This is a genomic window from Formosimonas limnophila (assembly GCF_014652675.1).
Classification (GTDB): Bacteria; Pseudomonadota; Gammaproteobacteria; order Burkholderiales; family Burkholderiaceae; genus Hydromonas; species Hydromonas limnophila.
The window spans coordinates 230620-243451 of sequence record NZ_BMZG01000003.1; the positions used below are offsets into that span (position 1 = coordinate 230620).

14 protein-coding genes and 1 tRNA gene are annotated in these 12832 nt (G+C 47.7%); 9 read left to right on the plus strand and 6 right to left on the minus strand.

The window, feature by feature from the left end:
- Positions 1 to 114 precede the first annotated feature (114 nt).
- The 6 genes from IE082_RS04000 to IE082_RS04025 all read left to right on the plus strand — a co-directional run bounded on the left by IE082_RS04000 (position 115) and on the right by IE082_RS04025 (position 5605).
- Positions 115 to 1449: an AAA family ATPase gene (locus IE082_RS04000; protein ID WP_189491878.1), complete on the plus strand. Its 1335-nt coding sequence runs from the start codon at positions 115 to 117 to the stop codon at positions 1447 to 1449.
- Entirely contained in the window at positions 1412 to 2122 is a 711-nt protein-coding gene (locus IE082_RS04005) for an RloB domain-containing protein (protein ID WP_189491881.1), read from the plus strand. The genes IE082_RS04000 and IE082_RS04005 overlap by 38 nt, the downstream gene beginning before the upstream one ends.
- Before the next feature lie 132 nt (positions 2123 to 2254).
- Positions 2255 to 2473, plus strand: coding sequence for a LysE family translocator (locus IE082_RS04010; protein ID WP_189491883.1), 219 nt, complete (start codon positions 2255 to 2257; stop codon positions 2471 to 2473).
- Positions 2474 to 2526: 53 nt separating this feature from the next.
- Positions 2527 to 3360 carry an alpha/beta fold hydrolase gene (locus IE082_RS04015; protein ID WP_189491886.1) on the plus strand — a complete coding sequence of 278 codons (834 nt, stop codon included), beginning with the start codon at positions 2527 to 2529 and terminating at the stop codon, positions 3358 to 3360.
- Between the two features lie 52 nt (positions 3361 to 3412).
- Positions 3413 to 3811 carry a DUF4345 domain-containing protein gene (locus IE082_RS04020; protein ID WP_189491889.1) on the plus strand — a complete coding sequence of 133 codons (399 nt, stop codon included), beginning with the start codon at positions 3413 to 3415 and terminating at the stop codon, positions 3809 to 3811.
- A gap of 117 nt (positions 3812 to 3928) precedes the next feature.
- Positions 3929 to 5605 carry an NAD(P)/FAD-dependent oxidoreductase gene (locus tag IE082_RS04025; RefSeq protein ID WP_373295055.1) on the plus strand — a complete coding sequence of 559 codons (1677 nt, stop codon included), beginning with the start codon at positions 3929 to 3931 and terminating at the stop codon, positions 5603 to 5605.
- A 205-nt stretch (positions 5606 to 5810) separates the two neighbouring features.
- On the opposite strand, the gene IE082_RS04030 is transcribed toward IE082_RS04025, so the two are convergent.
- Both IE082_RS04030 and tsaD read right to left on the minus strand, forming a co-directional pair.
- Positions 5811 to 5886 (minus strand) — tRNA-Asn (locus IE082_RS04030).
- Between the two features lie 59 nt (positions 5887 to 5945).
- A complete protein-coding gene (gene tsaD / locus IE082_RS04035; protein ID WP_189491892.1) occupies positions 5946 to 6974 on the minus strand; it encodes a tRNA (adenosine(37)-N6)-threonylcarbamoyltransferase complex transferase subunit TsaD in 1029 nt (342 codons plus the stop codon).
- Between the two features lie 148 nt (positions 6975 to 7122).
- Here tsaD and IE082_RS04040 point away from each other — a divergent pair, with 148 nt between their 5' ends.
- Positions 7123 to 8241: a glycerophosphodiester phosphodiesterase gene (locus IE082_RS04040; protein ID WP_229809706.1), complete on the plus strand. Its 1119-nt coding sequence runs from the start codon at positions 7123 to 7125 to the stop codon at positions 8239 to 8241.
- 171 nt (positions 8242 to 8412) lie between these two features.
- On the opposite strand, the gene IE082_RS04045 is transcribed toward IE082_RS04040, so the two are convergent.
- The 3 genes from IE082_RS04045 to IE082_RS04055 all read right to left on the minus strand — a co-directional run bounded on the left by IE082_RS04045 (position 8413) and on the right by IE082_RS04055 (position 10279).
- Positions 8413 to 9234: a UDP-2,3-diacylglucosamine diphosphatase gene (locus IE082_RS04045; protein WP_189491896.1), complete on the minus strand. Its 822-nt coding sequence runs from the start codon at positions 9232 to 9234 to the stop codon at positions 8413 to 8415.
- Between the two features lie 9 nt (positions 9235 to 9243).
- Entirely contained in the window at positions 9244 to 9741 is a 498-nt protein-coding gene (locus IE082_RS04050) for a peptidylprolyl isomerase (protein ID WP_189491898.1), read from the minus strand.
- A 61-nt stretch (positions 9742 to 9802) separates the two neighbouring features.
- Positions 9803 to 10279 carry a peptidylprolyl isomerase gene (locus IE082_RS04055; RefSeq protein WP_229809712.1) on the minus strand — a complete coding sequence of 159 codons (477 nt, stop codon included), beginning with the start codon at positions 10277 to 10279 and terminating at the stop codon, positions 9803 to 9805.
- Positions 10280 to 10672: 393 nt separating this feature from the next.
- Here IE082_RS04055 and cysS point away from each other — a divergent pair, with 393 nt between their 5' ends.
- Positions 10673 to 12073, plus strand: coding sequence for a cysteine--tRNA ligase (gene cysS / locus IE082_RS04060; RefSeq protein ID WP_189491903.1), 1401 nt, complete (start codon positions 10673 to 10675; stop codon positions 12071 to 12073).
- A gap of 16 nt (positions 12074 to 12089) precedes the next feature.
- On the plus strand, positions 12090 to 12470 hold the full coding sequence (crcB, locus tag IE082_RS04065; protein WP_189491906.1) for a fluoride efflux transporter CrcB: 381 nt from the start codon (positions 12090 to 12092) through the stop codon (positions 12468 to 12470).
- 42 nt (positions 12471 to 12512) lie between these two features.
- On the opposite strand, the gene IE082_RS04070 is transcribed toward crcB, so the two are convergent.
- Positions 12513 to 12653 carry a hypothetical protein gene (locus IE082_RS04070; RefSeq protein WP_189491909.1) on the minus strand — a complete coding sequence of 47 codons (141 nt, stop codon included), beginning with the start codon at positions 12651 to 12653 and terminating at the stop codon, positions 12513 to 12515.
- Between the last annotated feature and the right edge of the window lie 179 nt (positions 12654 to 12832).

Here is a 12832-nt window from a genome sequence, read left to right on the forward strand (position 1 = left end):
GTAGCGCGAAAAAGAAAGAACGGGCTTTTGCTCGTTCTTTTTTTGCTATGAATTTAAAAATAATAAGCGTATAATTAAAAAAATTACCACCAATTGGTAAAAATGGAGTTAAAAATGATCATTGATTTTACGCTTTCCAATTATGGCCCATTCAAAGAACCCGTGGTTTTGACATTTGAAGCGAGCAATGACACGCATTTAGCGCCTTCATATGTGCGTGAGTTTACATTTGAAAATGGCAAGTCCATTAAGTTATTGCGTATGGCCTTGCTGTATGGCGCGAATGCGGCTGGTAAAACCACCATACTGGAGGCATTGAGCCTGTTGGATCGCTTGGTGACCAAGCCTGTGCGTGATACAGAAGACGATTTAGATGTGAATTCATTTGCATTTACAAAGAACCCAGAGCCTACCTCGATCATCATTAAGTTTATCCGTTTGGGCGTGGTGTATCGCTATCAACTGGATGTCACGAGCCAAGGCATCTTGTGTGAAACACTCGAATACCAATCGACCCCACCCAACGGTGTAAAGTTTGCGTTAATTTACCAGCGTTGCCGTGGTGATGTACACACCCCTTTTGTAATTAAGCCGGGTCCAGGGTTTAAGTTAAACAAAGCCGAAACCGAAAAATTGCAGACTGAGCTATTACCAAATACGACCATGTTGTCTGTGCTCAATCGAAACATGACGATTCAAAACGATAAAGTACAACAGGCGTATTTATGGTTTAAAGAGCAATTATTGGGCGAAGTGACTCCAAGAACGGATTTGACGCATTGGGTAACAAAGCAATTAGAGGACAAAAGGTTTAATCAGCCTATGTTGCTGAGTATGATGAATCAAGCAGGCATTCCCATTCAAGATTTAAATTTTACTGAGCGAGGTTTAGATGCTTTTGATCAACGGTTTTTGAAAGAAACGTCTGATGAGGGTGCAAAAGAAAAATATCTCAAATTCTTAAAAGACAGACCCAAAGAGGTTCATACTGTTTACCAAGTGGGCGATGACAATTATGAGCTGAACTTAGAAAAGCAAGAGTCTTTGGGTACGCAACGTTACTATGGTTTATCGGGTTTGTTTTCTGCATTGTGTACGAATCACGATCATGATCAAGGAGAACCCAACGATGCGTGTCGAATTTTGCCGATTGATGAAATCGAGCATTCGCTGCACCCAAGCTTATTAGAGCATTTTATAGTGACATTCTTGAATGACTCCAGCAACTCTCAACTCATTGCCACCACACATTATCGTGAGTTCTTGCAAGACAAACTGCTGTTCCGTGATGACGTGATTTGGTTTGTGGATAAAGATGCTCAAACTATGGCCTCAGATTTGTATTGCTTAGAAGATATTAAAACAGACGCTGGTTTGCGTGAGACATCCAGTGTTTATAATTTTTATAAGCATGGCCGCCTTGGTGGTGTGCCTAAATTGGGAGACTGATATGGCGCGCACCAGATCCGCTTCATCAAGATCGGTTGTACAAAGGCTATTTGTTAATGGCGCAACGCAGGTTTTTTATTTTGAAGGTCCGCATGATTGTGATTACTGTTCAAAATTGGTGGAACAGAACGTCATTGCCCCTTTCGAACAAGGAACAAAATTACCCGCAACAAATATAGAGCTACGAATTGGAACCATTAAACGTGATTTGGGCAATGATGCTATTGAGCGCGTTGTTTGGATTGTTGATGGGGGTGATGAACACATCAATCAATCAAAGAAGAAAAAAGGTAAAAATCATTTTTTTGAATTCTACAAAGAGTGGCTGGCAAAGAAAGATAATGAATGGTCTAAGTTGTTGATTTTAATTAACAACCCATGCCTTGAATACTGGTTTTTATTACATCGCACAGACCCGCCCGTTGATGCCAAAGGTCTGCCACGATGTTTTAAAAGTGCGGATGAACTATTGAACTCGGCTGAGTTTAAGGGGCATTGCCCTGAAGGCAAAGGGGCTGGCTTGGTTAAAACCATAGCAAAGGATTCAAATGGTCGGCCGCAAGCGATAAAACGTGCTCGAAATTTGACGCAGCCACTGTCTGAAAATTTAAGCGAGAAAGAGTTGTTTGGCGTTGCGCGAGCAGAAATCTTTCAGCTATTTATTTCTACGTGAATTAAAGTGCAGTATGTCTCAAAAAAGACGATAACGTTTGGTTTTAGACATGCTGCGCAATGCGCTTCGCTTATTGACGCCCTACGGTTCTGTGCATTACGTATTTTCCTTAAGAAACATTGACGATAACCCATGTTCGGCATCCAAAACTACCCCCAATTCATCCTCGCCATCATCGTTTTCCAGCTCATCCCTGGTGCGGGAACGTTGGCGATTGTGAATGTGAGCGCGCGCTCGATTCGGTGTGGGATGGGTGCTGTGGTGGGGACGCTTGTCGGTGATGCGGTGTGTATGGTGGGGGCGATGTTGGGGTTGACGGTGGTGATGCAGTCGCATCCGTCGTTCTTCTAAGAGTGGCAGTTGTGTAGTCCTATATTTTTTAACAAAACGTCATTGAGGTGATCATGGATATGAATATGCAGACTCTGGATATCGGTGGGGTTTCGATTCGTTATGCGGCCAGTCCCCGCGTGGAGGCACCGACGCTGCTGTTGTTGAGTCCTTTTCCACAGAGTATTTTGGCTTATCGTCAGATTTGGCCTGCTTTGGCACAACGGTTTGACCTGTATGCGGTGGATTTGCCTGGGTTTGGTCGTTCTTCTGGCGGTGAGGCGGTGATGGATATTTTCACCCAGGCGACGTGGCTGGCTTCGATCATTGAGCGTTTGGGTTTGACTCGGCCGCATTTGCTCGGGCCTGATGTGGGGATGCCTGTGGCGCTGGCTTATGCGCAGCAGGGTGGGGATGTGGCGAGCTTGCTGGTAGGGGATGGGCCGGCGGTGTATCCTGCGTTTATGGGCAAACCGATTGATCGCATGATGTCTTCGGCATTTTGGCGTTGGGCTTTTTCGCTGAGCCTTAGCAGTTTTATGCAGGCGACTTTTAAGATGAGCTATCGCCAGTACAAGCCATCTGCTGATGAGCTGGCTGAGTATACTGACTGTTATTGTGGGCGGCTGGGTGCTGCTGTGCGCTGGTTTGGTAAGTATCCGCGGGATTTGCCTCGTTTGCAGGCAGGTTTGGCTAAAATAAGTGTTCCAGTCAATATTTTTTGGGGCGGCGAGGATGAAGTGGTACTGCCTCACACAGCTCGTGTGCTGCATGAGCTGCTGCCTCAGAGCGAGGTTCGGATATTTGAGGGCGCAGGGCATTTTGTTTATCAGGATGCGGCAGATGCGTTTGCTCAAATGGTGATTGATTGGGTGGCGCGGCAGGATTCATCTCGTCACGAAGCTTGATTAAGGTTTGTTTTACCAATTGACTTAAATAACATTAACAATGGAGTGTTTTATGAATATGTACCGTGCTCGGCAAGTGAGCTTGATTAACACGGGGGTTGGTTTGTCCATCATTGGCTTGGGTTATGGGATTGATCCTAATTTTTATCCGAGTTTGTACGGTTATGCGTTGACAACGGTCAACGAGGTGCATATTTTTCGGGCGTTGTGCACACTGTATTTGACTTTGGGGGGGTATTGGATTTATACGGCGCTGCGCAAACCGCAGTGGCATGAGGGTGCTTTGATCAGTGTGATGGTGGTGATGTTTGGTTTGTTTTCTGGTCGCTTGTTGAGTGTGTTGTTTGATGGCATGCCTCATTGGCTTTTGTTTTTTTATATGATGTTGGAAATGGCGGTTTTTGCACAAACGTGGTTCATTTGGCGAAAAAGTCGGTTTAGCGAATCATAGGCGAAACCCCACGAGTTTGGTTTGTTGATGCTTTTAGGTTTATGTATCAACTATTTTTCACTAATTGAATCATTGTTATTGAACCATTGAGCCATAAATAGGCTTCGGAGAGTCGAGATGTTACGCATCAATGAACTGCGCGTACCGCTGATACGCGAGTATGAAAAAAATTTACCTGATCATCATCTGCAAGGTGAGCAGCAGGACAAGCTTAATGCTCAATTGCATGAGCAGTTAATGCTGGCGATTGTGGCACGGTTAAAGATTGACGCGAGCGAGCTGGTGTCGTTCACTGTGTTTAAACGCAGCTATGACGCGCGCAAGGTGCGCGAGATTTTGCTCAGTTACAGTGTGGATGTTGTGCTGACGAATGAAGCGGCTGTGCTAAAAAAATTCGCCAACGACCCACACATTAAGCCTGCGCCTGATACGTCGTACCATTTTGTGGCGCAAGTCACTGATTTCCCTGCTGATAAGCTGCGCCCGATTGTGATTGGTTTCGGGCCGTGTGGGTTGTTTGCGGCGTTGTTGTTGGCTCAGATGGGGTTGCGGCCGATTGTGCTGGAGCGTGGGCGAGACGTGCGTCAGCGCACGAAAGACACGTGGGGACTTTGGCGAAAAAAGGTGCTTAATCCTGAGTCCAATGTGCAGTTCGGTGAGGGCGGCGCGGGGACGTTCTCAGATGGTAAGCTGTACAGCCAGATCAAAGACCCTAAGTTTTATGGCCGCAAGGTGCTGCATGAGTTCGTCAAAGCGGGCGCGCCTGAGGAGATTTTATTCATCAATAAACCGCACATTGGTACATTTCGATTGGTGGGGGTGATTGAGCGGATGCGTGCTGAGATTATTCGCCTCGGTGGTGAGGTTCGTTTTGAGTCGCGTGTGACGGATGTGTTGATTGAGAACGGCGCGATGAATGGTGTGCAGTTGGCCAACGGTGAAATCATCTACTCTCGCCATGTGGTGCTCGCACTCGGTCACAGTGCACGTGACACGGTAGAAATGCTCCATGAGCGCGGTGTGTTTATGGAGGCGAAGCCTTTTTCTGTCGGTTTTCGCGTTGAGCACCCTCAGTCAATCATCGACAAAGCGCGATTCGGCGAGTATGCGGGGCATCCTGTGCTGGGTGCTGCGGATTATCGACTGGTGCATCATGCGAATAACGGCCGCAGTGTTTATAGCTTCTGTATGTGCCCCGGCGGTACCGTGGTGGCCGCTACCAGTGAGCCAAATCGTGTGGTGACCAACGGCATGAGTCAGTACTCACGCAATGAACGCAATGCGAACTCGGGCATTGTCGTCGGGATTGAGCCCAAAGACTATGGCGATGATTCACCTCTGGCGGGCATCGCTTTTCAGCGGTTTTGGGAAAGCCGTGCCTTTGAACTCGGTGGTGGCGACTACAGTGCGCCTGCGCAGCTCCTCGGCGATTTTGTCGCAGACAAAGCCTCAACGGGTGCGGGTGATGTCATGCCCTCGTATAAACCTGGGGTAAAGTGGGGCAGCTTGAATCCGAGCTTACCTGAGTACGCCATCCACGCCGTGCGTGAAGCACTTCCTGCTTTTGATAAACAAATTCGTGGTTATAACCTCTATGACGCTGTCATCACGGGTGTTGAAACGCGCACATCATCCCCCGTGCGCATCACGCGTGACCGTGAGACCTATCAAAGCTTGAACGTGAAAGGCTTGTATCCTGCGGGTGAGGGCGCTGGCTATGCGGGTGGGATTTTGTCCGCTGGGGTGGATGGTATTTATGTGGCTGAGGCGATTGCGCGGGATTTGTTGGCTTGAAATTCAGTGGAGTTGTAACTTTTCGAGCTGTCCAAATTGTTTTAGTCGCAGTGCTGTAGCGGCGTTTTTGTGTCGCTATTCGCTGGTCATCGTCGGTTTGAGCGTTTAGCGAATTGGTCTGATTATTGACATACTTTAAATATTATTTGTAGACGTCAGGCAGCAAAAAGCCCATCTCATTATGAGATGGGCTTTTTGATTTATCTGGCTCCCCGACCTGGACTCGAACCAGGGACCTGCGGATTAACAGTCCGTCGCTCTACCGACTGAGCTATCAGGGAATTGAAGAACGATATTATGACGATTTTTTTTAACACCGTCAAGCGTTTTAGTGAAAAAATTATGATGTGCTGTGTAGTGACCAGCGTGGTTTGACGGTGAAGCTGTCATGTTGGTTTAGAAGCGATTTGTCGCGAGTAGCTGAAAGACAACCTGCCAGTGCAATCATTGCGCCGTTGTCAGTGCACAGGTGCAGTTCGGGGTAGTGAACGTGAAATTTGTGCTTTTGGGCTAATTCATTGAGACGTTCGCGCAGCTGACTGTTTGCGCCGACACCACCTGCGACGACAAGGCGATTCATGTGATTATCTTTGAGAGCCGTTAGGCATTTTTTGGACAAAACATCCACGGCTGATTCGACGAAAGCCCGTGCGATGTCTGCCTTCTCTTGTTCGGTGAGTGGATGAGTAGCTTGTAGTTTCTTGGCTTGCGTGAGCACAGCAGTTTTTAAACCTGCAAAGCTAAAGTCCAAGTCACCTGAGTGCAGCATCGGGCGGCCAAATTTAAATCGTTCTGGATCGCCTTGCTCGGCGAGCTGGGAGACGGCAGGGCCGCCTGGGTAGGAGAGACCAAGCACTTTGGCTGTTTTGTCAAAGGCTTCACCTGCTGCGTCATCGAGCGTTTCGCCGAGTAAGGTGTATTGACCAACATCATCGACGCGCATGAGCTGGGTGTGACCACCTGAAACGAGTAGGGCGATGAAGGGAAATGCGGGTGGATTGGCTGACAGCAGTGGTGACAGTAGATGTCCTTCGAGGTGATGCACAGGGATGACTGGTTTGTTGAGTGCAAAGCCGATGGCGTGCGCGCAGGCTGTACCAACGAGCAATGCGCCTGCCAGTCCTGGACCTGTGGTGCAGGCGATGGCGTCAACATCATTGAGTGTGACACTCGCTTGGGTTAAAACCTCTGTGGTCAAAGGCAGAACACGTTGAATGTGGTCACGTGAGGCCAGCTCGGGTACGACGCCGCCATAAGCGACGTGCATGTCGATTTGAGAGTGCAGAGCATGTGCGAGCAAGCCGCGCTGGCTGTCGTAGAGCGCGACGCCTGTTTCGTCACATGACGATTCGATTCCTAAAATAAGCATGGATAGGCCAAAAATATGATGGGTTTGTCATGTGTCTGACAGAACCAATTTATAAACTGTGATTATCGCAGATTGTGGCGATGTCAGTGTTGATAGTACTGAGCCAACTCGGGCACAGTATTTTGCTTATTTATATGGGGAGAAAATCATGTTAGAGTCTTTGATGAATGTGCAACAATGTTTGTTGGTTGGGGTGATGATGGGGGTGTCTGTGGCTGCAAGTGCCAAAGAGTGGAATACATTAACGGGTGAGCCACCTTTGGTCATCGCTCACCGTGGTGCTTCGGGTTATATGCCTGATCACACGTTGGCTGGTTATACAAAAGCTGTAGAGCTGGGGGCGGATTTTATCGAGCCTGATTTGGTGTCGACCAAAGATGGTGTGCTGATTGCGCGACATGAGCCTAATCTAAAGGATACGACCGATATTGCCACGCGTCCAGAATTCGCCATGTACGAGCGCGTCGAAAAAGTGGATGGGCGTGATGAAAAAGGCTGGTTTGCCAGTGATTTAACCTTAGCGCAAATCAAAACTTTGCGTGCCAAGCAGCCGCGTGCGGATCGTAATGCGGCATTTGATGGTCAGTTCGAGATTCCGACTTTTGAAGAAGTTTTGCAACTTCGTGAAAAGCTGTCCAAGCAATATAAGCGTGCAATAGGTGTTTATCCTGAAACCAAGCACCCTGCATGGCATTCGGAAAAAGGCTTAGAGTTTGAGGCTGGCTTGGTTGCTTTGCTTGGTAAATACAACCTTAATCGAGCCGATGCGCCTGTGTTTATTCAGTCGTTTGAGCTGACGAATCTTAAGGCGCTCAAGGCAATGACGGATGTCAAAAAAGTTTATTTGATTGATGGTGACGATGTGGCTGCTGACGGCTCTGTGGTCACCATTCGCCCCTATGATTTCGTCAAACAGGGCGATGTGCGAACCTACGCGGATATGCTCAGTGACGCCAACCTCAAAGAAATTGCTCAAGTTGCGCAAGGTATTGGCCCATGGAAGGTTTATATCGCTTCTTATAAAACAGAGTTTGGTAAAACCACACGTTTGCCTGCCAATAACTTTATTGCGCGCGCTCATGCAGCTGGTTTGGCAGTTCATCCCTTCACTTTTCGCAATGAGTCGAAGCATTTAACAAGCGGTGATATGGGGGAGCCGTACAATGAGTACGCTTTGTACTTTCAACTGGGAGTGGATGGTGTATTCAGTGATTACACCGACACGGCTGTGGCTGCGAGGGCTCGGTTTGCAAAAGACAAAAAGTAGTTGTGAGACAACCCGCGTCTTTGACGAAAAAACAGCGAGATTTAACCTCGCTGTTTTTTATCGATGCTTACGGGTAAGGCTTCAGATGATGCCTGCGTGGCTGGGTACCGTGTTGATCGATGTGTCTTCTAAAACGATGCTGTATGAGGCTGCATGGATGGTGACTTTGGCTCACAGCGCGAGCTCATGCACCACACGGAGAATGGGTTCATGGTGAGTTGAGTCCAGGAGTGCATAGCCCCAGCGAATGTGATTGATGTGATCGCACTCCCAGTCAGGTAGAACGTATCGCTGACCATAAGGCTGGTTGTGTTTTTGGGGGCGATGGGTGTGGCCGTGTACGATGAGCTGGACAGCATTCTTTTCAAACCAGAGCTGTGCACTGGCTTCGACAACATCTTGTTTGATGTATTGAGCGGGCGTGTTGGCTGTTGTTTTTTTGACTTTGCTGCTGCGTCGCAAGCTTTGCGCCAGCTTGAGCCGCCACGAACAGGGGGTTCTTAAAAATAGTCGTTGCACCCATTTTGTGTGTACGCAACGACGATAGCGTTGATAACCTCGATCATCGGTACAAAGCAAATCACCGTGGGTTAAGAGAATTCGTTGCTGGTTAATTCTGACGATGCAGGGGTCGGGTAATGCTGTCATACCAGCTTGTCGGCAGTAGCTGGACTGAAGTAAAAAATCGCGATTACCTGCCACAAAGTAAATCGTCGTTCCACTTTGGTTTAATTTTTTGAGTGATTGCGCGACACGCAGCGCTGCATCACTGATCGCACAGACGTCATCACCAATCCAAAACTCAAATAAATCTCCGAGAATGAATAGAGCTGGTTGAGTTGCTGCGATGTGCTGGCAAAAATACTCAAACTGTGCCAACGTAACTGGCAACTCATCTGACAGATGCAAATCAGAAATAAAATACGCCCCGCTGTGTGCCACACTGTGCGTTAAGTCAATGCAAGCTGGTTGTGCAGGGCGATGATGGGGCATAGGGCTGTATTAAAGAATTTCGGCTTTTTCGATGATGACGTCCTCGACAGGAACATCGGCATGCATACCAGAACGTGAGGTTTTCACACCTTTGATGGCATCAACCACATCGGTACCGTCGGTGACTTTACCAAACACAGCATAACCCCAGCCTTGTGACGATGGGGAAGTGAAATTGAGGAATTCATTGTCCACGGTGTTGATAAAAAACTGTGCGGTGGCAGAATGCGGGTCGCTGGTGCGCGCCATGGCGATGGTGTATTTGTCGTTTGTCAGGCCATTGTTGGCTTCGTTTTCGATGGGGGCGTTGACTTTTTTCTGAGACATGCCAACTTCGAAACCACCACCTTGAATCATGAAGTTTTTAATCACTCGGTGAAAAATTGTACCGCTGTAAAAACCTGCTTGCACGTACTCGATGAAGTTCGCAGCGGTTTTCGGGGCTTTTTCGGTGTTGAGCTCAACGGTGAATGCGCCGTGATTGGTGGTGAAACGTACTTGTGTCATGTTTTTCCTTTGATGGATGGACGATAAAGAGGTGATTTTAACACGCCTGACTCGTGTGGGTTTAGTCGTTGCGGATGGTGACTTTGCTGATGACGATGTTTTGAATGGGTTGCGCTTCTGAGACTATGCTGCGCTTGGTATAGACTTTGGCGATTTTATCGACCACATCAAAGCCGCTGGTGACTTTGCCAAATACCGCATAACCATAGCCTGCGGTGGTTTTGTCGCGTTGATTTAAAAAATCGTTGTAAGCGACATTGATAAAAAACTGAGAGGTGGCTGAATTCACATCGCTCGTGCGTGCCATGGCGATGGTGTATTTCTCATTTTTTAAGCCGTTGCTCGCTTCATTGATAATCGGTGGGCGAGTGTCTCGTTCTTGCATGGCTGTGTTAAATCCACCACCTTGAATCATGAAGTTGGGAATCACACGGTGAAAAACCGTGCCTTCATAATGGCCGCTGTTGGCGTATTGAATGAAGTTTGCCACGGTTTTTGGCGCAGCTTTTTCGTTCAAGTCGACGGTGATGCTGCCCATGTTGGTTTCGATGATGGCTGTTTTGGCCAAAAGCGCGGTGCTTAAAATGCTGCTGATGAGTATAGCTGATTGTAAAAGCTGTTTCATGTGGTTCTCCTGTGAGCCGACTATAAATAAGGCTGCGCGGCGGTGTATAATGCTGGTTGATTGTGTCGTATCAAACGGCGAAATCTTTGCAAAACAAAGTAAAAACCTACTTTGTTTTGGATCGACCGTAAAAGTTAGGGAAACCCTAACTTTTACGAAAGCAAAAGCAAAAAATCGATGTTTTTAGTTGTTTTTGCTGCCGTTTTTGTCTTAGTCCTGAATGCAACGCTGGCACAAAGACTTCACGACGTTATTTTACTGGGTTTGGGCTGCCGTGTGTGGTTCAACCCCCTCAATTGGTGACCCATGCTACAGATTTATAATACCCTCGCTCGCGAAAAACAAGTATTCAAGCCAATCACACCCAATCAAGTACGCATGTATGTCTGCGGCATGACGGTTTATGATTATTGCCACCTCGGTCACGCACGCGTGATGGTCGTGTTTGACATGGTTCAGCGCTGGTTGCGTGCCTCTGGCTATGAAGTCAATTATGTGCGCAACATCACCGACATTGATGACAAAATCATCAAACGTGCCTTAGAAAACAACGAGTCGATTCGTGAGCTGACTGATCGTTTCATTCTTGCCATGCACGAAGATGCCGACGCGCTTGGCATAGAGCGACCCACACATGAGCCGCGAGCGACAGAATACGTGCCAGAGATGCTGGGCATCATTGAGCAGTTGGAGCAAAACGGCTTGGCTTATCAGGCAACCAATGGTGACGTGAATTATGCGGTGCGTGGTTTTAAAAGTTACGGCAAATTGTCTGGTAAAACTTTAGACGATTTGCGAGCGGGTGAGCGTGTCGCGGTTGCAGATGACAAACGTGACCCACTCGACTTTGTGTTGTGGAAAAGTGCCAAAGAGTCTGAACCCGCTGATACCAAATGGCCATCAAAATGGGGCATCGGTCGCCCTGGCTGGCACATTGAGTGCTCGGCGATGAGTAGCAGTTTGTTAGGCAATCACTTTGACATCCATGGTGGTGGTGCGGATTTGCAATTTCCCCATCACGAAAACGAAATCGCCCAATCCGAAGGCGCGATGCAGTGCTCAGACGACCCGCACAACCACAATGAACAATTCGTGAATTACTGGATGCACAACGGCTTTGTGCGAGTGGACAATGAAAAAATGAGTAAGTCGCTTGGTAATTTTTTCACCATCCGTGATGTTCTTAAAGAATATGACGCCGAAGTGGTGCGATTTTTTATTCTGCGCGCTCAGTATCGCAGCCCACTTAATTACTCAAACGAGCACCTCAACGATGCCAAATCGGCGCTCACCAGGCTGTACAACGCACTCAAAGACATTCCTGTGGATGACAAGCCAGTTGATTGGACTGAGGCACATGCTGTGGCATTTAAATCTGCTATGGATGATGATTTTAATACCGCCATCGCCGTTTCCGTGTTGTTTGACTTGGCCACCTTAGTTAATAAAACCCAAGACGTCGTTCTTGCCTCTCAGCTCAAAGCATTGGCGGGTGTACTCGGTCTGTTGCAGCGTGAGCCGCATGTGTTTTTACAAGGTGGTGTTCAGGATGACGTTGCGCAGATTGAGGCCTTAATTGAATCACGCAAGGTGGCCAAAGCTGCCAAAGATTTTGCCGCAGCGGATGCCGTTCGTGCTCAACTCACCGATATGGGGATTGCCATCGAAGACAAAGCGGGTGGGGTGGTTGAGTGGCGACGAATGTAATCGGAGGTAAAAACAGATGAATGCTTTACTGCCCATTCTTTATGTTGCTCTCGGCGGTGCTGTGGGCTCTGTTGCCCGATTTAAATTGTCAGGTTTGGTGCTTCGCCAGTTTATTGGTTGGACATTTCCGATCAGCACATTTGTGATTAATATTGTCGGGTGCTTTGCGATTGGCGTGCTTGCGGGTCTGGGTGAGAAACACGAGTGGCTCTCGACTGATTTACGCTTGCTATTGATTACGGGCTTGCTCGGTGGTTTCACCACTTTTTCTGCTTTTGGTTTGGAGACTTTTGTACTGCTGCGTCAAGGAGCCGTGACAATGGCTTTTCTCTATATTTTGAGTAGTGTCATGGTGGGATTGCTTTTATTGATGGGGGGATTTTGGTTGACCCGATGATACGGATTGACAGGCAATGAAAAAGCCCCGCGACGGGGCTTTTTATTCGGCTTCATCATGCAAATGAGGGTCGAACTGAATCTTAAAAGTACGCTCATAACCGATGCGGTCGCGACCCAAAGAAGAACAAGCGGCTAATGTTGCACATAAGGCAATCAAAGCGATGACTCGAAGGGTGGGCATAAATACCTTACTGTTCTTGTAGATAAAGAGGTCACAGAATTTCTGTGACCTCTTTTATTTGGTGGGCCATGTAGGACTTGAACCTACGACCAAAGGATTATGAGTCATCGGCAATTTTCAATAAAATCATTAAGTTACTTTGATTTTAAGCCTACAAAAAATCAAAATACGCGCCTCTG

What these genes read in the sequence shown, in the direction of transcription:
- IE082_RS04000 (WP_189491878.1), top strand. Translation starts at nt 115, where the DNA reads ATGATCATTGATTTTACGCTTTCCAATTATGGCCCATTCAAAGAACCC.
- IE082_RS04005 (WP_189491881.1), top strand. Translation starts at nt 1,412, where the DNA reads ATGGCCGCCTTGGTGGTGTGCCTAAATTGGGAGACTGATATGGCGCGC.
- IE082_RS04010 (WP_189491883.1), top strand. Translation starts at nt 2,255, where the DNA reads ATGTTCGGCATCCAAAACTACCCCCAATTCATCCTCGCCATCATCGTT.
- IE082_RS04015 (WP_189491886.1), top strand. Translation starts at nt 2,527, where the DNA reads ATGGATATGAATATGCAGACTCTGGATATCGGTGGGGTTTCGATTCGT.
- IE082_RS04020 (WP_189491889.1), top strand. Translation starts at nt 3,413, where the DNA reads ATGAATATGTACCGTGCTCGGCAAGTGAGCTTGATTAACACGGGGGTT.
- IE082_RS04025 (WP_373295055.1), top strand. Translation starts at nt 3,929, where the DNA reads ATGTTACGCATCAATGAACTGCGCGTACCGCTGATACGCGAGTATGAA.
- tsaD (WP_189491892.1), bottom strand. Translation starts at nt 6,974, where the DNA reads ATGCTTATTTTAGGAATCGAATCGTCATGTGACGAAACAGGCGTCGCG.
- IE082_RS04040 (WP_229809706.1), top strand. Translation starts at nt 7,123, where the DNA reads ATGTTAGAGTCTTTGATGAATGTGCAACAATGTTTGTTGGTTGGGGTG.
- IE082_RS04045 (WP_189491896.1), bottom strand. Translation starts at nt 9,234, where the DNA reads ATGCCCCATCATCGCCCTGCACAACCAGCTTGCATTGACTTAACGCAC.
- IE082_RS04050 (WP_189491898.1), bottom strand. Translation starts at nt 9,741, where the DNA reads ATGACACAAGTACGTTTCACCACCAATCACGGCGCATTCACCGTTGAG.
- IE082_RS04055 (WP_229809712.1), bottom strand. Translation starts at nt 10,279, where the DNA reads ATGGGCAGCATCACCGTCGACTTGAACGAAAAAGCTGCGCCAAAAACC.
- cysS (WP_189491903.1), top strand. Translation starts at nt 10,673, where the DNA reads ATGCTACAGATTTATAATACCCTCGCTCGCGAAAAACAAGTATTCAAG.
- crcB (WP_189491906.1), top strand. Translation starts at nt 12,090, where the DNA reads ATGAATGCTTTACTGCCCATTCTTTATGTTGCTCTCGGCGGTGCTGTG.
- IE082_RS04070 (WP_189491909.1), bottom strand. Translation starts at nt 12,653, where the DNA reads ATGCCCACCCTTCGAGTCATCGCTTTGATTGCCTTATGTGCAACATTA.